14 protein-coding genes are annotated in these 17513 nt (G+C 38.1%); 6 read left to right on the top strand and 8 right to left on the bottom strand.

What is annotated here, in order from left to right; genetic code table 11:
* Nucleotides 1-379 precede the first annotated feature (379 nt).
* Nucleotides 380-1201 carry a carbonic anhydrase gene (locus V7K89_RS28670; RefSeq protein ID WP_335193320.1) on the top strand — a complete coding sequence of 274 codons (822 nt, stop codon included), beginning with the start codon at nt 380-382 and terminating at the stop codon, nt 1199-1201.
* A 215-nt stretch (nt 1202-1416) separates the two neighbouring features.
* Here the strand turns inward: V7K89_RS28670 and V7K89_RS28665 are convergent, their stop codons facing one another.
* A complete protein-coding gene (locus V7K89_RS28665; protein WP_335193318.1) occupies nt 1417-1875 on the bottom strand; it encodes a BON domain-containing protein in 459 nt (152 codons plus the stop codon).
* A gap of 209 nt (nt 1876-2084) precedes the next feature.
* Here V7K89_RS28665 and V7K89_RS28660 point away from each other — a divergent pair, with 209 nt between their 5' ends.
* The 3 genes from V7K89_RS28660 to V7K89_RS28650 all read left to right on the top strand — a co-directional run bounded on the left by V7K89_RS28660 (nt 2085) and on the right by V7K89_RS28650 (nt 4389).
* Nucleotides 2085-2285 carry a hypothetical protein gene (locus V7K89_RS28660; protein ID WP_335193316.1) on the top strand — a complete coding sequence of 67 codons (201 nt, stop codon included), beginning with the start codon at nt 2085-2087 and terminating at the stop codon, nt 2283-2285.
* Nucleotides 2263-3183, top strand: coding sequence for a ribonuclease D (locus V7K89_RS28655; protein ID WP_335193314.1), 921 nt, complete (start codon nt 2263-2265; stop codon nt 3181-3183). The genes V7K89_RS28660 and V7K89_RS28655 overlap by 23 nt, the downstream gene beginning before the upstream one ends.
* A 363-nt stretch (nt 3184-3546) precedes the next feature.
* The gene (locus V7K89_RS28650) at nt 3547-4389 is read left to right on the top strand and encodes a tetratricopeptide repeat protein (protein WP_335193312.1); all 843 of its coding nucleotides are present in this window, start codon (nt 3547-3549) and stop codon (nt 4387-4389) included.
* A 124-nt stretch (nt 4390-4513) separates the two neighbouring features.
* On the opposite strand, the gene V7K89_RS28645 is transcribed toward V7K89_RS28650, so the two are convergent.
* On the bottom strand, nt 4514-6082 hold the full coding sequence (locus tag V7K89_RS28645) for a sodium:solute symporter family transporter (protein WP_335193310.1): 1569 nt from the start codon (nt 6080-6082) through the stop codon (nt 4514-4516).
* Between the two features lie 108 nt (nt 6083-6190).
* Entirely contained in the window at nt 6191-6466 is a 276-nt protein-coding gene (locus V7K89_RS28640; RefSeq protein ID WP_096536625.1) for a DUF485 domain-containing protein, read from the bottom strand.
* An 818-nt stretch (nt 6467-7284) separates the two neighbouring features.
* On the opposite strand from V7K89_RS28640, the gene V7K89_RS28635 reads away from it, so the two are divergent.
* Nucleotides 7285-8934: a PAS domain-containing sensor histidine kinase gene (locus V7K89_RS28635; protein ID WP_335193308.1), complete on the top strand. Its 1650-nt coding sequence runs from the start codon at nt 7285-7287 to the stop codon at nt 8932-8934.
* A gap of 149 nt (nt 8935-9083) precedes the next feature.
* On the opposite strand, the gene V7K89_RS28630 is transcribed toward V7K89_RS28635, so the two are convergent.
* The 4 genes from V7K89_RS28630 to V7K89_RS28615 form a co-directional block, all read right to left on the bottom strand.
* Nucleotides 9084-10514 carry a hypothetical protein gene (locus V7K89_RS28630; protein WP_335193306.1) on the bottom strand — a complete coding sequence of 477 codons (1431 nt, stop codon included), beginning with the start codon at nt 10512-10514 and terminating at the stop codon, nt 9084-9086.
* 398 nt (nt 10515-10912) lie between these two features.
* Nucleotides 10913-12583 carry a phosphatidylglycerol lysyltransferase domain-containing protein gene (locus tag V7K89_RS28625; RefSeq protein WP_335193348.1) on the bottom strand — a complete coding sequence of 557 codons (1671 nt, stop codon included), beginning with the start codon at nt 12581-12583 and terminating at the stop codon, nt 10913-10915.
* A gap of 57 nt (nt 12584-12640) precedes the next feature.
* Nucleotides 12641-13549 (bottom strand): alpha/beta hydrolase, encoded by a 909-nt coding sequence (locus tag V7K89_RS28620; RefSeq protein ID WP_335193304.1) that lies wholly within the window; start codon nt 13547-13549, stop codon nt 12641-12643.
* Between the two features lie 288 nt (nt 13550-13837).
* On the bottom strand, nt 13838-14812 hold the full coding sequence (locus V7K89_RS28615) for an alpha/beta hydrolase (protein WP_335193301.1): 975 nt from the start codon (nt 14810-14812) through the stop codon (nt 13838-13840).
* A 155-nt stretch (nt 14813-14967) separates the two neighbouring features.
* Here V7K89_RS28615 and V7K89_RS28610 point away from each other — a divergent pair, with 155 nt between their 5' ends.
* A complete protein-coding gene (locus V7K89_RS28610; RefSeq protein ID WP_335193299.1) occupies nt 14968-15909 on the top strand; it encodes a lysylphosphatidylglycerol synthase domain-containing protein in 942 nt (313 codons plus the stop codon).
* 778 nt (nt 15910-16687) lie between these two features.
* Here V7K89_RS28610 and V7K89_RS28605 read toward each other — a convergent pair.
* Nucleotides 16688-16870, bottom strand: coding sequence for a hypothetical protein (locus V7K89_RS28605; protein ID WP_334914678.1), 183 nt, complete (start codon nt 16868-16870; stop codon nt 16688-16690).
* Nucleotides 16871-17513: the final 643 nt, after the last annotated feature.

Here is a 17513-nt window from a genome sequence, read left to right as displayed (position 1 = left end):
TACAAGTATTCTATTGGACGCGAACTCAGAATCGCTTAAGTGTGAAGAAGAATCATTTGGTATAGTTTTAATCATTCATTCTGTATCTGTCGTCCTCAGTTGATCGTGACAACAAGCGATCGCATTTTTCTCTCACGATATAGCTAGTTTGAAACAGGCTCAAGGTATTCTCACATAGTAATGCGAACTGCTAGGAACAGAGGAGAGCAAGGGAAAAAAACAACTTAACCAAATGGCAGGGGATATTAAAAGCACCAAATGAATTTATAATATAGTAATCTTTACAATTGGAAAAACGTAGAAAGAAAGTCTTCTTTCCTACCTCAATCTGCTGTCTGTGATTTGATTCTTAACCCCCAAATATTTGTAGAACTTAGTAATGAAGAGATTAATTAAAGGTCTGCGTGAATTTAAATCTAGCTATTTTTCGACACATCAACAACTGTTTGAGCAACTTTCACACGGTCAAAAGCCCAGGGTCTTATTTATTACCTGTTCTGATTCGCGTCTCGATCCAAATCTAATTACACAAGCTCAAGTTGGTGAATTATTTGTGATTCGCAATGCAGGTAACATCATCCCACCCTATGGGGCAAGTAATGGCGGTGAAGGTGCGACAATTGAATATGCTGTTCAAGCTTTAGATGTTCGCCAAATTATTATTTGTGGTCATTCTCATTGCGGTGCAATGAAAGGATTAATGAAGTTACACAATCTCAGCGATGAAATGCCGCTTGTACATGATTGGCTTAAATATGCAGAGGCAACTCGAAGACTAGTTATAGACCACTACAGTCACTACGACGGAGAAGAATTGCTAGAGATTATGATTGCCGAGAATGTTCTTACTCAAATTGAGAATTTACGGACATATCCAGTGATTCACTCTAAGCTTTATCAGGGAGAACTCAGCATTTATGCTTGGGTTTATCACATTGAAACAGGAGAAGTTTTCGCATACGATCCCCAGAAGCACGCTTATGTTTTGCCTCAAACTCAGCTTTCAGAATTAGAAATAGATGAGTCGTTCAGGGATGAGGTTCCAAATACCAATATAATAGCGCGTTCTCCTCGAATCCAGCAGGATGATGTTCAACCTTATGAGAAACAGTCTGTTTCTCCATTTGAGTGGTTTCCAATGAGACGCCTTTCTCCAGAGCAGATGGAGCGAATTTATCGAGGTTCAAATAATGGAAGTTGAAAGATGAAAAAGTAGAATTTCAAGCATCCTCTTATCGAGTTGGGGGTAATTTGTTTTACCTTACTCAATTAAGAATCACTACATAAAGCTACTCAAGTGGTATCAACTACCTGTTATTTACTTTGATTTAAGTAAGTAAAAAACAGAGACTTACACAGATGTAAGTCTCTATTTGGTTTTCATGCCGATGCTAACTGAAAGCTTCAGTTATTCTTTTAGGACTTTTTTGCAGCATCAACTTTTGCTTCTACCTTTACTGTCTTTACACCTTGAACTTCTTTAGCCAAGGTTTCAGCTTTTTTAAGTTCTTCAACAGAAGCAGATGTACCTTTGAGGATAATTTCACCCTGTTTGTTTTCAACTTGTAATTTATTGCCTGGTAAACCTTTGTTCAACTTTGCGCTAACTTCAGTTTTTAAGTCACTTTTAGCTTTGGTTGCTGCCGTTTTTTCAGAATCGGTTTTAACTTTAGTACCTGTATTAGCTGCTAAAGGAGTAGTTTGTGTTTCTGGAACTTTGGCAGTTTGATTTGTTTGCGAAGCTGGTTTCGCTGGTACTTGAGCAGCTTCATTAGTTGTGCTAGGAGTTTCCAAACCAGTTTTAGGAGCCTCTTGACAGCCAAAAGTACCAACTACCAAAATACCACTAACTACTAATAAAATTAGCTTTTTCATTATCTATCTCCGAACTGAGTACTTGAAGCGGTTAATTGAGGTATGTGTAATGGTGAGGAGCAAATTAAAAAAACAATTAAAAGTGGAGTAACAAAAGTGTCATTAGTCATTTGTCATTAGTCATTTGTATTTAAAAGGACAGATGACCATTGACAAAGGACAGTCTTAACAATTGCAATGTACAATCTAGACGCGCATCATGGTAGACGATGCCACCCCACAGTGGTGACTTGATGTTATCAGATTTGAGTCAATTTGGCGATATCTATGACGAATTTCAAACTTCAGCGTTTTCGCAATCCTATGCCAGCAAACTCACCAACAAAATGTTACTTTATAAAATTATGGCATACTTAAAATGCCTTAAATATCAGGAAATATTAACCAATGCCCTACCTTACTTCGGCTAATGAAATTCGTGCGATTGTCACTGAATATACCAATGCTAAAACATTGTGGATAGATACAGAAGTCGCTGACTATAAAAGTTGTAATCCTCGATTATCGCTGATTCAGGTATTAGATAACCCTCAAGATATGAGTGGCGATCGCGTCTATCTTTTAGATGTATTAGATAAGCCTAATATTATAGCTGAATTTATTGAAAAAATTATGATAAATTCTGCCATTGAAAAAGTTTTTCATTACGCGAGTTACGATCTAAAATTTCTCGGTAGCAAGAAAGCCAAAAATATTACTTGTACTTTGGAAATGGCTAAAAAAATTCCCTACTATCTTTTGCCATTACCCAACTACCAACTCAAAACAATAGCTACAGCACTTTGTAGCTTTAACAATATCGATAAACAAGAACAAAAAAGCGATTGGGGAAAACGCCCTCTAACTGAAGAACAGATAGAGTATGCTTACTTAGATTGTATTTATCTGGCTCAAATTTACTCAAACTTATTAACATTACAAGCCCAAGCCAGCCCTGATCCCGTAACAGAAGATTTAATAACGCTAAGTACTAGATACTCACAACTTGAGCAGCAATGCAAATTGTTGAATTCCGAATCTGAGCATTTACAAGAACGTATAAAAAAAGCCATGCAAGCTCAGAATATATCTGAAACTGTCTATTACAAACTGACTAGTTATGAACGAACTACAATCAAAGCTGCATTTACAGAATTGGCAAGGCTAGCACAAAATGAAGGTATTAATTTAGATTTTCCGATCCCACTCACTCAAAAACTCCAAAAAGATTTAGGGCAAAATCTAGAAAAACTCTCTGTAGATATTGAAAAAAGCACCTCTTGGCGGCTAAATCCCAAAACTCAAGAGAGCGATATCAAAGATGAATAAATTGTTTAAATAGCTACAAATACTAGAATTTATGGAGTTATTATTTAGAATAACTCTTGAGATTTATTTTTTCTTTTAAAAAGTATTCTAAAAAACACAATCAACAGGATGTTAGTGTTCATAAACTCATTGTAAAAAAATACAAAAATGACAATAGCAAAGAGCTAAAGTGATAAGTTTTATACTTTATATTTTCAGAGATTTATTTAAGATAACTATTAAATAAATCTCTGAAATTTCAGGTAAATTTATCAATTGACTTGAAATCTCTATCAAAACTTAAAATAACTATTGAGTTAAAGAATTAAAATTTAGATTTTGGCACTAATTGCGTTCAGGTGTTATGGCAGTTTATATTAAATTATGAAACGGCGTTTATTTAGACAAAAGCTAACAAAGGTAAATCAAGTATTTCCTATAGCTGTTTTTACTACATTGACCGCAATTAGCAGTGTTTCTTGCACAAAAAATGACAATGTTTTGGTGACAGAAATAGGAGTCACTCAACCTAGCCGTCGTTCAGCTACAACTTCCATTGGTGGAGAATTCTATCTTCAGGGAAAGAATCAGCATTTAAACGGCGACTTACAAGCTGCGATCGCTTCATACAGTAAGGCAATTAGTCAAAATTCTCAGTATGGCGATGCTTACAACGCGCGGGGATTAGCCTACTTTGATTTGGGAGATAAGGAAAAAGCGATCGCAGATTACAATCAAGCACTCCGCATCAACCCTAACGATGCCGAAGCCTACAATAACCTGGGGAATGCCCGCGCCTCACTAGGAAACAACAGAGAAGCAGTTAAAGATTACAGTGAAGCAATTCGGCTGAATCCGAACTATGCCGAAGCCTACAATAACCGGGGAAATGCCCGCGCCACCAATGGAGACAAAAAAGGGGCACTAGACGATCTTGATCAAGCGATTCTCCTTAACCCCAAATATGCGATCGCTTATAATAACCGAGGCAATGCCCGTGCTGCCAATGGAGATCCTCAAGGTGCGATCGAAGATTACAATCAAGCCATTCGCTTCAATCCTAACTTTGCCGCTGCCTACAATAACCGGGGAAATGCCCGTGCCACCAATGGAGACAAACAGGGGGCACTCAAGGACTTACAACAAGCAGCAAACATTTTTCAAAGTCAAGGTAACAACGACTTATACCAACAAGTGACAAATAATATCAAAGAACTTGGACAGTAGTATCGGGGCAGGGATCAGGGGAGCAGGGGAGATAAGGGGACAAGGAGACAAGGGGGGAATTATTGAACAAATCTCTTCCTTGTCTACCTTGTTTCTTCTTGATGCCCAATGACAAATGACAAAATTACATCCCAGAACCAATGTGAATGCGATCCTCAACTTCCGCAAATTTTTCCTGTGCCTGCTGTTCAGTACTCAATAGTGAAACGACAATCGCCACAATAAACGCCAATGGGATACTGATTAATCCAGGATTTGTCAGCGGAAAGGGTGCAGAAGTGTGCTTGAGAATCGTTACTTGAATAGTAGGTGACAAATAAATCAGCACTAAAGAGGAGACAGTACCTACTAACATACTCGCAACCGCACCGTTGGTAGTGAAGCGTCGCCAAAGCATTGATAAGAGCAACGCTGGGAAGTTTGCACTCGCAGCGAGTGCAAATGCTAAACCTACCATATAAGCTACGTTTTGCCCTTTAAACAAAATACCCAAGAGTATTGCCACTAATCCTAAAAGCATTGTTGCACCGCGAGCCACCTTTAGCTGTTCTGACTCGTCAGCATGACCAGAGCGCACCACGTTCACCCACAAATCATGGGACAGTGCAGCTGCACCTGAGAGGGTTAACCCTGCTACAACCGCCAAAATCGTAGCGAAGGAAACAGCGGCTATAAAGCCTAAGAAAGCATCACCACCGAGAAATTCTGCCAACATCGGCGCAGCCATGTTACCACCAGTACCAATTTGCTTGATGGCATCTTGACCTACCAGCACCATCGCTCCAAAGCCCAGGATGAAGGTAAGGAGATAAAAAACGCCAATAATAGCTGTGGCATAACTAACAGAGAGCCGCGCTGCTTTGGCGTCTGGTACTGTGTAGAAACGCATCAGGATGTGCGGGAGTCCAGCAGTGCCGAACATTAACGATATCCCCAAAGAGATAGCATCCCAAGGATCAGAAACCAGTTTGCCCGGAGCTAATACACCTATATACTTCTGGGATGCAGCGGCGAAAAGAGTGATCGGGTTAAAGCCAAATCGTGCCAGTACCAAGATAGCTAGTAAGATAGTTCCACCAAGCAACAGAACTGCTTTGATAATTTGTACCCAAGTGGTGGCAATCATCCCGCCAAAAATCACATAAGCCATCATCACGCAACCGACGATGACCACAGCTAATTCATAATCAAAGCCAAACAATAGTTTGATTAACTCACCAGCACCTACCATCTGGGCAATTAAGTAAAAGCTAATCACTACCAACGTTCCAATCGCAGATGCGATACGTACAGGTTTTTGCTGCAAGCGATAAGCTACTACATCAGCAAAAGTGTATTTACCTAAATTACGTAGTGGTTCTGCAATTAGGAACATGACAATCGGCCAGCCCACCAGGAAGCCGATAGAATAAATTAAGCCGTCAAAGCCCTTGAGTGCCACCAGCCCCGCGATACCTAAAAAGCTGGCTGCACTCATGAAGTCTCCAGCCAAGGCCAGCCCATTTTGGAAACCGCTGACCTTACCGCCAGCTGTATAGAACTGTGCGGTATTTTTGGTGAGCTTTGCCGCCCAATAGGTAATGCCTAAAGAACTTACAACAAACAGAAAAAAGAAAGCGATCGCCAACGGGTTAAACTTACCAAGACTGGTAATATCCGCCGCTAGTGGCAGATCGAACCACACACTATTCATGCTTAATTTTGGGTTTGATAATTTGGATTTGAGACTAGAAATTGCTAATAGCTAATTAGCCTTACTCAGTCCTGAGTGCTGAGTGAGTCAAATAGTACTCAGCACTATTCATTTGCGTGTCAGCCTTGCGATTTGGTCGTCGTAACTGCTATTTGCCCAACGCACGTAGATAAAAATTAATACCCATGCTGAGACAATCACCAACGCCCCTAATAAAATTCCCAGGCTGAGACCAGGAACTACTAATGACCCCAGCAGCGGCTTATTGAACGCGATTAATAAGATAAAGCCGAAGTAAATAAACATCATGGCTCCACTGAGAATCAAGGATACCCGCCAACGTTCAGCCGCGAGAGCCTGGAGAGCCTTTGTGCGATCGTTCATGTCTTCCTTTAGGTTGAGAAGATTAGGTCAGATTGTCTCATTGAAGCTGATTTCTGCGTAAATTTCTTAAAGATTATTAGTAAATCTATTGCTATATCAGGTAATAAAATTAACTTTGCATGATGTATCAAATTAACAAGACAATAGCGACTATATTTTGAGTCAGAGAAACATAAAACTATAGATGCAGTTAAACACAAATAAAGCCGAGCTATTCAGTAATTTGTAATTATGCTGACAACAATATTTTTTTATACCTAAAAATTTAAACAGCTAGCTCAGAAATTAAATTTTATATATCAAAAAATAAAATAAATACGTAGTCCCTACCAGGCTTTAAAATCCTTCAAGTGTTATGAAATATTTTTTGAAGTTATCAAATCAATTGAAATTAATAAAAATAGTAACAGGACTTACGCAAAAATAACGTAATTTCGTCATTACGAGCGATAGCGTTCGCGAAGCGTCTCGAAGAGAAGTAATCCCCCCTGACGCTCTTATTACTTCCCTGCACTCCGTTTCGCTCACAATGACAATATTGGCGTTGCCTAAGTCCTAAGTAAGTTTCGATTTATAAAATATACCAAAAATCACTTTAGCAGATTAAATAAATATTTTAATAACATTTATATCAATAGCTTGTTATTTCACAGATGGGGCATTACAAAAATTTAGTAAAGTATGTTTGTCGAAACTAATAATAAACAGTTACCATAGATATTCTTAAGTAAAAATACTGAAAAATAGTAGTTAGTAATTACTTCAGTAATCTTAACATTGAAGTTAGTGGATATGCTTAGTTACCTTAAAGGCACAACTTGAGTAGCAAGATTACTGTGTTTAATCTGGAAGATTTTTTTTACCTTTCATCTGACCTATTTTGTATCATCGGACAAGATGGTTTTTATCAGCAAGTGAATCCAGCATGGGAACAAGTGTTGGGATGGAAAGCGGAAAACTTAATCGGGTACCCGTGGCTGGAATTAGTGCATCCAGAGGATATCACAATCAGTCATTTGCCAACACAACCACAGCAACAGTTGCACTGGGAGAGCCGTTATCTTCATAAAGATGGTAGTTATCGGTGGTTGTGTTGGAGTTTATCAACTTCTGAAAAGGGACTCATTTATGCAGTAGGTAAAGATATTAGCCAACAACTGCGGCGAATAGAAGCGCTACAAACTGAACGGGAAAGCCTTTATAACCTGCTCAATCAGTTACCAGCCTTTCTCTATCTGCAACCCAAGGATTACGGGGTGGGATTTTATAACCAACGCTTTCGCGAGGTATTTGGAGACCCTACAGGGAAACGTTGTTACGAGGCGATCGCTGGATTAAAGCAACCTTGTCCTGAATGTCCCACCTTTCGTGTTTTTGACAGTAATGCTCCGCAACTCTGGGAATGGGTTGATAGTAAAACAGGCCGGGTATACCAGATTTATGATTATCCCTTCAAGGATATGAATGGTGAGCCGATGGTTGTGGAAATGGGTTTAGATATTACTGCTGTCAAAAAAGCCGAGGCTGCTTTGCGACAGCGAGAGCAGGAATTAACTCTAAAAAATCAACAACTTCAAGAAACTCTTGAACAATTACAAAAGACCCAAGCACAACTAATTCAAACAGAAAAAATGTCTTCTTTGGGACAATTAGTCGCGGGTATAGCTCACGAAATTAACAATCCGATTAATTTTATCAATGGCAATATCACTCATGCTAAAGAATACATTCAACAATTGCTAAAAATACTGCTACTTTACCAAAAAGAATATCCTCATCCAACACCAGTGATTCAGGAAGGAATAGAAGCCATCGAGTTAGATTTTGTCATTCAAGACCTACAAAAATTACTAGATTCCATGCAAATGGGAAGCGATCGCATTCGCAACATTGTATTGTCGTTGCGGAACTTTTCACGATTGGATGAAGCAGAGATGAAAGCAGTGGATGTTCATAGCGGTATTGATAGTACGCTAATGATTCTGCAAAACCGCCTCAAAGCCAAGCCTAACAATTCCCAAATCCAAATTATTAAAGAATATGCTCAACTTCCTCTAATAGAGTGTTATGCCGGTCAACTTAACCAGGTATTTATGAATATTATTACTAACGCGATCGATGCTTTGGAAGAGTTACATGTCAAGAACCAGGAGTCAAGTTGTAATTCGCAAATCACTATCAGTACTAAGTTGCTCAACTCAAATTGGGTTGCTATTGAGATTGCTGACAATGGATTGGGAATGTCACAAGAAGTTCAACAACGTTTATTCGATCCCTTCTTTACAACTAAAATAGTAGGCAAGGGAACTGGTTTAGGGATGTCAATTAGTTATCAAATTGTTACAGAAAAACATCAGGGCCAACTGCGATGTATTTCATCTCTAGGAGAAGGAGCAACGTTTAAAATTGAGATTCCTATTCGACAGAATAAATCCATACAGCCAAATTTACTCGCTGACAATAAATAAATGCAAAAATACTAAAAATCTTTAATGTTTGAAGATTTTCTATAAGTTTTTCCAGCAATTATCAATTAGATTCATAATATATATTTGTAAGGACACAACTTTTTGTGCCACTACTGTATCATCAGCAAAAGTTATAATTGCTATATAATCTAATTATCTGTATTGACAGAAAGAACTTTACTAGAATATTCTGTCTTAGTATAAATACTAATAATACTATCATTAACTACAAAAAAAGTACCTTCTTGCTCATTTTTAGAAAATTGCAAATTTGGGTATTTTGCAGCAGCTTCGTCAGCAGTCATGGCTTTGGCTTTCATTTGATTTGGCAATAATCCAGTAGAACCAATGTAAAATACCAAGGGAGATATTTTTTCTTGATAAATATTTTCTACATATTCTTCTAACTTGTTATTTGCTAGCGTCAAAGCTGCAATCATTTCTTCTTTGCCGATTTGCTTCCCAGTTTGTTTATCCTGCAATAACTGCGCTAAACTATCAGCACCAACTTTATTCAGAATACTTTCAACAATTCCATTTAGCTCAAGCCCAAGAAAATTCTCAAAAATTGGTTTCATCAACTCGTCAACTTTTGTAATCTTGGTGCGTGAGGACAATAACCTATGCCTAACACCAAGATTTTGATTAAGTACCAGATCAAAACTCGGCTTAATGATAATTTCTCCAGTTTTTTTATCATAAAGACGATACATTTTATTAAGAAACTTGTTAGCAGAAGGTAACTTACTCAGATTCAGAATATCTTGACTGCCAATATCTATTTTATAGCTCAATTTTGATTCAAGAGTACCATTAGCTAAAGCTTCATTGATATCAGTATATTCGTTAGTTGTAGGAAAGTTGATATAAATATTTTTAGACAGATAGTACTTTTTAAACTCATCTAACTGCGTCTCGATAAATACATCTGACTCTTTTTTCAAGTGAGCGCAAACAATACTAGTCAGTACTTTAATTTCTGCTAGTTCATTGAATAGTCCATCAATATTGCTATAACTACTATTAGCCACTACAAGTGGCAAGTTATCTAACTGAATCGTATATTCTGCTTGAAAGTCAAATTTTTCTGCATTCAGTATACCTTTTTCTTTGAGTAAGTCAAAGACTTTTTTACTACTAATTTTTACTTTTAATAAATTTATGTTAATTTTGCCGTCACTTACAATTGTGTAATTATTAAAGGTGTTGAGGTCATTTACTAATAACCCTGCTACTTCAACAGTAGGAGTTTGGTCTTCAACTTTAGCAAGTTTGACTCTACGTTTGACAAGCATATTGATAGTAGCAGTATTACGATTAAACTGAAACTTGCCCATACCAACGTAGTCAGTATCATCCATATATTCTGTTATCAACCAAGGTTGGAGTAGTTCTCCATTTTCGTTTCTAACACCTCTAATACGTTTAATACCTGTTCTTTGATAATGTTCTTGTAGATGCTTAATATTGACTATAAGATGATTGTGGTATTGTGCAAAAATTTGGATTAGTTCTATTAGAGAAATCTGATTCTTTGTCATATTGCCACCTTCCATTTCAAGGTCAAGAATCGTTTCCAACCACTGTTACTAAAATTGACAAAATAATCTGTTACAACCGTATAAAGTTGAAAAGTAAATAGACAATAATTTGATTGTGAAACTTTGTAAACAGTTTCGTAAATTCGTGGATAATTAAAGGTTTAAGTTTAAACGCATAGGCGCTTCTCTACGAGACGCTACGCGAACGCCTTCCCGCAGGGTAGGAGTGCAAAGTTTGACTACGAACTTAGGCAAAGCTATATTTTGCCTTACATGCTTACCGGATATTCATTTATAGTACAATTGTATCATAATAAATGTCTAGTTGTGTAGGCGTCACCCGTTGTAGGCATCGCTTGATATTATCTGTTCCTAATCAGCTGAAATCTCGAATTCAGGGGAACAGCAAGGAACCAGCACGTTATTTTTTCGCACATTTAGGCTCCGGGTTTGAAATAATCGAAGAGGCGATCGCCTGAATCTGCACGAATTAATGCTACAACTACATCTGGTAAAGCAGCTAAACTGGGGTAAACGAAATAACGCGGTTCCCAACGAGGACGGAACTTCTCTTTATAGGCGTGCAATCCTTGGAAATTGTAGAAGCGATTTAAATGGTCGTAAAGATAGTGCAATACTTTTTCCAAGCGGCGCGATTCCGGGTTATCTCCAACTCCAGCAAGGGCAGAAAGACCAAAATTAAAGCTGTCGTAACCACCTTCTTTAAAATGCTGGAGTAGCGAAATAAATAGAAAGTCCATTGTGCCATTTTCAAGAGATGAGCGATGTCGCATCATGTCAATATTTGCTTCGTTAAGTTGATACTCCGAGATAATGTTGGTAAAGGCGGTAATCTGGCCTTCGGGATTATACACTACAGCAATCTCGCACTCTCGCAGGTAAGCTTCATCAAACCAACCCAAAGAAAATTGTTTTTCTGAACCTTGCGCCATTTTCAACCATTCATCACTCACAGATTTGAGCCGATGCAATAAATCATTGGTGATGGGTGGTTGGTGAAAGTCGATTTGGTATCCTAGCTTAGTTAAACGACTGATTGATGGTCTAAAGTTTTTACCGGCTTTACCTTGTAATGTAAAACTTTTTAGATCGACGATCGCTTCCTCTCCAATCTTGAGTACCTTATACCCCAAGGATTTGTAAAGCTCAACATCATCAGGCATCGTTTGGTAAAAGCTAGGATACCAGTCATTACGCTGGCAAAACTGCTGGAAAGCAATAATTGTCTCTTTGCGGTCTTCAATCGGGCCAATGGGATCTCCCAAGGCGATCGCGCCCCGTCCTTTGGGAACATAAGCAATTATACTATTACCCGAAGGACTGAAATAATAACTTTTATCATTTAAGAGTGTCAGCGCTGCTAAAGAAGAACATCCATATTGCTCGACAATTTCTTTAGCTCTTTGTCGCTCATTTGTAGTTGCTAGATTCCGCCAAAACACAGGTTGCAACAGCATTACCATTGCATAAGTAATAGTACCTGCGGCAATAATATAGATAGAATTAGCAAAAAAATCTCCAAATCGAGTCTTTGGTTGCAATCCCCAATTATCCTCGGTGAAGAACATCGCCAAAGTCTGAACTATCGCTTCCCGCCAATTAAAATTCTCTGAAAATTTGCCATCTAACAAATAAAATCCAATAGTTCCGTATGCCAGGGTAAATAATAAAGCGCCTATCAGTACTCTAACTCCCCGTGCGATAGAAGGACGGTCTGATTGTGCCGTGAAAAAATGGCGCATCAAAATTAATTGGACTAGCAAAACTCCAGAGAGGAGACTTTCTTCATAGTCCAGTCCCTTCAGCAAGTGACTGCAAATAGAAATTACTAGTAGAGCAATGGTTAATAACCAGGCTATTTTTTTTCGACGTAATAAATTAGTAGCAAGTGTTAGTAAAATAAACCCAGTTAATGCTGTAAATATATGACCACTAGCACGAACATCAAATGGTAAAAGTTCTTTTAACCACTGATTCCGTCCATACAGGTTAGGTGTCACGGCTGATAATAAATTTACTACTCCGACTAAACCTGTTAGGAAAGCTGCACTCCAAAGTCCAATCCGAGTTTTTAAATTATTAGTCATATTAGTCATTAGTCATTGGTCATTTGTCATTTGTTTTGGAGTTAAAACTCTTAACTTCTAACTTCTAACTCCTAACTTTTTAAATTGTTCTCCGACATAGGATAGTGAATCTTTAAGATGTTTGTGAAAGTAATTCCAACCTATATCTGCGCCAGACAAACCATGACCTCCAGGAAATGCATAAAATACGTGAGCAATGCCTAATTGATTTAAGGTTTCGTTGAAAGCTTTGGTAGAAGCTAGCAAATTAGTATCGTTCACACCCGCATCTAGATAAACACGCAATCGCTTCCTATCTTTAACTGGTAGCTGTTGCACAATTTGTTGAGGACTATTTTGTGGGCCGCTGTCATCAGTAAAGTAACCGCTATGGCTAAACAAAATCTGAAAGTTGTTAAGATAGCGTAATCCGATATTCAATGCACCCCATCCTCCAGAAGATAGACCTCCTAGCGCCCAAAATTGGGGTTCTTCCAAAGCGCGATAGCGCGATTTGACAACTTGTACTAATTCTGAACCAATCAAAGTCCCCACTTTGCCATTCGGCCCATCAAAGTAATCGGGGTCGTATAAAGGACTAGAACCGCGATTATCATTACCATCAGGTGTAATCACAATCGATGGGGGTAATTTTCCACTTTGATAAAGTTCATGCAATACATCTAAAAGTGCGTATTTATCAGCATAAGCACGAGCATCATCATGACCCCCGTGTAGTAAGAATATCACAGGATAGCGCTTTTGCGGATTTTTGCTATAACTAGGGGGCAAAATCACGCCATAGTTACGGACTGCACCCATTGCTTGGGAGTTAAAGGTTGCTAATTGAAACTTTAGCCCAGTAGTTGCGTCTTCTTTGGGTGGGTCTAGTTGTGGCGCACCTAAGATGAATACATAATAATAACCAGCGCTAGTCAGGAGGGCGATCGCTCCTACCAAGCTAATTAACAATTTATTAATCTTCATATTCTTTATATTCTTTTAACTTTTAAAAAAATCACCTCCATTAAAATTTACTATAATGAATATTTCGCAAAATGGCAGTATAGTTTTTCACCTTAAATTTTAAGTATCAAATGGTCGGTAGCAAAACGTTTTAGATCCCCCTAAATTCCCCGATAAATTGGGGGACATTGATTTTGGTTCCTCTTTTTTAAGAGGGTTAGGGGGATCAACAAGTGCCTAAAATTACAGCCAATCAATTTTAAAACATCCTCTCATCAGGATTGCTATGGCTTGACACGCTAGAGATTTTCAATTATTTTTAGCATTTTTATTATGATTAATACTTAAGTTTCTCTCAGCCATATTTGCTGTTTCTGAAGCTCGAAATTGTTCGCCGACAAATGTCAATGAGTTTGTTAAATGTTGCCGCCAGTATTTCCAAGTGTGACTGCCAGGAAACTGACGAAATGAATTATAAATTTTAAGTTGATTTAGTACTTTACTAAATCGCTCTGCTTCAGCGAGTTCATCAGTATCTGATGTACCCGAATCTAAATATATTTTCAGCTTTTTTTGAGCTTGTAGGGGAATAGTTTTAATATAAGATATTGGGCTATTTGCTGGGCCACTTTTATCTTGAAAATAGCCACTATGACTAAATAAAATTGAGAAACGATCTACGTTGTGTAATCCGACATTGATTGCTCCCCAACCACCAGAAGATAAACCACCTATCGCCCAAAAATTTGGATTATTTATTGTGCGATAACGGCTTTGTACGACTTTTACTAACTCATCGCCTACGGCTGTAGAGACTTTACCGTTAGGGCCATCGATATATTCTGGATCTCGGTAGGGACTAGAGCCACGCTTGTCGTTGCCATCTGGTGTAATGATGATGCTGGGTGGCAACTTACCTGTAGTATAAAGTTGTTCTACAGTTTTGAGGGCTTGTCCTTTATTTTGAATAAACCAATCACTGGGATTACCATGTCCACCATGGAGGAGAAAGATTACAGGATACCTTTGTTTTAAGTTTTGCTCATAGCCAGGAGGTAAAGAAACGCCATAAGTGCGACTTGCACCCATTACTTTACTATCGTAGGTTTCAATTTTATAGGTTAGAGGAGTCGCCAAGTTACTAGGCTGAGTTGGAAGAACGGAAGGCGTTGTTTGTAAATCTTGCGGTTGCGGTGGTTTGGCGACGACACCTTGAGATAAATTACAGCTAACTAGGGTTAATACTGAAAATAGCAATAAAATTTTAGATTGTTTGTAGTTCATTTTTGAAAGGCATTGGTTAAACAGAGCATTATTAAGTAATTGATGCTTGCCTTCAAAAGCTTATGCAAATGATATGTCGATGTTGTGTCAACAGAATGGAAACTTTGCGACTGGTTGTAAATTAAAAGTCAAGAGTTAGGATAAGTTTCTTCATAATGTTTAAAAAGCTGCAACTCAATTTTAGTTCTTTGTTTGGCTTGTTACTGCTGGTGCTTTCTTTGTGGGCGATCGCTCACGAATTGCATGAGTATAATTATCGTGATATCCTCAACTCTCTAGCTGCTATTCCCAAAAGTCGCTTAAGTTGGGCAATTTGGCTGACAGCTTTCGGCTATCTAGTGATGATTGGGTACGATATCTTAGGTTTTAACTACATTAATCGTTCCCTAAGTTGGAATAAGATAGCTTTCACTAACTTTATTAGCTCTGCATTTAGTAATACCATCGGTTTTGCCTTGCTAACTGGCAGTGCTATCCGTTATCGATTTTATGCTAGTTGGGGAGTGTCAGCAGTGGCGATCGCTCAAGTAATTGCTTTCGCCAATTTTACTTTTTGGTTGGGGATGTTTGCCGTTGCAGGTTTCTTATTTCTGATCAACCCCCTGAAGATTCCCACTCAAATACATTTACCTTTTGCTACTGTGCGCCCCATCGGCGTAATTTTTCTACTATTAGTTGTGGCTTATTTACTAGGAAGTATTTTTATTAAACAACCATTAATAATTCGTGGACATGAATTTCGATTTCCTTCTTTGAATATATCTTTGGCTCAAATAACAATTTCTAGTTTTGACTGGATTCTGGCGGCGGCAGTTCTTTATGCTTTACTTCCTAGCAATATATCTTTGTCATATCTAGACTTTTTAGGCATTTATTTACTAGCGATGTTTGCAGGTGTGGTTAGTAATGTCCCTGGTGGTTTGGGAGTATTTGAAACTATAATTTTGCTGATTCTTTCCTCAAAAGTTTCGGCAGCGGTACTTTTGGGTTCAATGTTAGCTTATCGAGGAGTCTATTATTTCTTACCTTTGCTAGTAGCAGCAGGCTTGCTAGGACTTTATGAAATTAAATTTAGAGTCGAAAACTTACATAAATGAATCAACGATAAAGTCCAGTTTCAGGATGAACACAAAGAGATTACCGACTTCTTGAATAAGTCGGGGATCTAAGAATTTCAATTAAGTAAAATTGATAAATACTGCTAATTTTAAAGACGATATCTTTACAAATAGCGGTGAAAGTTCATAATTTTTACTGAGGCGATCGCATTTGCACTATTCGGCGTTACAGTTTATGAGAGATGCGATCGCACGATTCCTTAAAACTTACCTATGACACAAATAACCTTTGCAACTCTAAGGCATCATGTAAAAATAAATTGAACAATTTATAAAAAAAGGGTATAGGGTGTGGGGTATAAAAATAAAAAACGAAATGGGAATGCCTACTATTTCAAGCATTTTTGCTATTTCTAAAATTGGGGACTTTTTGGAGAAAGCAAGTGCTTCACAGGAAGCTGCTTTTCTCAGCTAGAATCTCTAATGAGCCAAGGTGTCATTAAGTTGACTGGTTAAATGAATTCTAGTAATAAATTTATCATAACCGTTGGTTTCAACTTCTCTGCGAGACGCTACGTGAACACTCAACCAACTGAGTGGTGGAGAGTTAAGCGAACAGGACTTACGCAACTTGCCTTGAGCATAGCGATGCACTGAGCTTGTCGAAGTGTCGAAGGGAGTCAAAGTAGTCGAAACTCGTCAGCATAGGTATTTTTTTCATCAGAAATCACCTTAATAGTCATCAACTCACTTGCAATTCATCTCATCACCTGCTTATTGGGTAGGTGATGAGATGAATTGCTGTATCAGTTAAGTTTTAAGTAGGTGAGTCGGAACGTTCTATTTGCTGACGAATGGTATCAATAGAAGCATTAAGACCAGCCAGTTTGGACTCTAAATCATCTCGCATCCAAATCAAGAATTTTAATTTCCGCTCTAAGCTAGTTTTGTGCGAAATGGGTTCGCTTCCGTAACATGGATTACCCCAAAAAGGAAACATATTTTACCTCTGTATTTAGCTTTTGTAAGAGTGCAATAGATTGCACCATTACATTCTGACGAATAATAATCAGACTGGTGTATGTAACAACCGACCATTATTGTGGGTGCTTAGCGAACTTTTGCTAAAAGTTATCTCTTGAATTGGTGGAGGTATTTAACCAAACTGCTGTCAACTTTATCCACTTTCTCTTCTAAGAAAAAGTTGAAGTGACAATGCTAGGTTAAAAAGTTCTGGCAATTTGGCATCACAACTCTGTATTTTGCGGTTTAAATAAGATATCAACAGAACAACCACAAATCGCCAGTTGTTGACCCAACGCTGTAAAATAACTCAGCAGCCAATTCATAGCGTTTGGTCATCGCTTCATTACAACTGGCTAGTAATTTACTAGAAAACCCATAGTAAAAGTGCGTAGATTAGAAAGCTGTCTTAATACGGCTGGTAAAATAAATGTGAAGTACCCGCAAATCAACATACTTGTATCAGTGTAGATACTTCTAATAATAGATGACTTGGTAAAAGGGAAAGGGATAATGCTGAAAGGCGTAATATAGCGGTTCTCAGTTGGGTGCAATATAGTAACAGCAGTGGGTGAACCATCCAATAATGTCTTTTTTAGTTACCGCATTCAGAGCATTTG

Origin of the sequence: Nostoc sp., assembly GCF_036917515.1 — a bacterium.
Classification (GTDB): domain Bacteria; phylum Cyanobacteriota; class Cyanobacteriia; order Cyanobacteriales; family Nostocaceae; genus Nostoc.
Note: the sequence above shows the minus strand (reverse complement) of the source record. Positions and strands in the feature narration are given on the sequence as shown.

Coding starts and splice junctions, on each gene's coding strand:
- V7K89_RS28620 (WP_335193304.1), bottom strand. CDS start 13,549: ATGAAGATTAATAAATTGTTAATTAGCTTGGTAGGAGCGATCGCCCTC.
- V7K89_RS28650 (WP_335193312.1), top strand. CDS start 3,547: ATGAAACGGCGTTTATTTAGACAAAAGCTAACAAAGGTAAATCAAGTA.
- V7K89_RS28670 (WP_335193320.1), top strand. CDS start 380: ATGAAGAGATTAATTAAAGGTCTGCGTGAATTTAAATCTAGCTATTTT.
- V7K89_RS28660 (WP_335193316.1), top strand. CDS start 2,085: ATGCCACCCCACAGTGGTGACTTGATGTTATCAGATTTGAGTCAATTT.
- V7K89_RS28640 (WP_096536625.1), bottom strand. CDS start 6,466: ATGAACGATCGCACAAAGGCTCTCCAGGCTCTCGCGGCTGAACGTTGG.
- V7K89_RS28615 (WP_335193301.1), bottom strand. CDS start 14,812: ATGAACTACAAACAATCTAAAATTTTATTGCTATTTTCAGTATTAACC.
- V7K89_RS28665 (WP_335193318.1), bottom strand. CDS start 1,875: ATGAAAAAGCTAATTTTATTAGTAGTTAGTGGTATTTTGGTAGTTGGT.
- V7K89_RS28645 (WP_335193310.1), bottom strand. CDS start 6,082: ATGAATAGTGTGTGGTTCGATCTGCCACTAGCGGCGGATATTACCAGT.
- V7K89_RS28625 (WP_335193348.1), bottom strand. CDS start 12,583: ATGACTAATAATTTAAAAACTCGGATTGGACTTTGGAGTGCAGCTTTC.
- V7K89_RS28605 (WP_334914678.1), bottom strand. CDS start 16,870: ATGTTTCCTTTTTGGGGTAATCCATGTTACGGAAGCGAACCCATTTCG.
- V7K89_RS28655 (WP_335193314.1), top strand. CDS start 2,263: ATGCCCTACCTTACTTCGGCTAATGAAATTCGTGCGATTGTCACTGAA.
- V7K89_RS28610 (WP_335193299.1), top strand. CDS start 14,968: ATGTTTAAAAAGCTGCAACTCAATTTTAGTTCTTTGTTTGGCTTGTTA.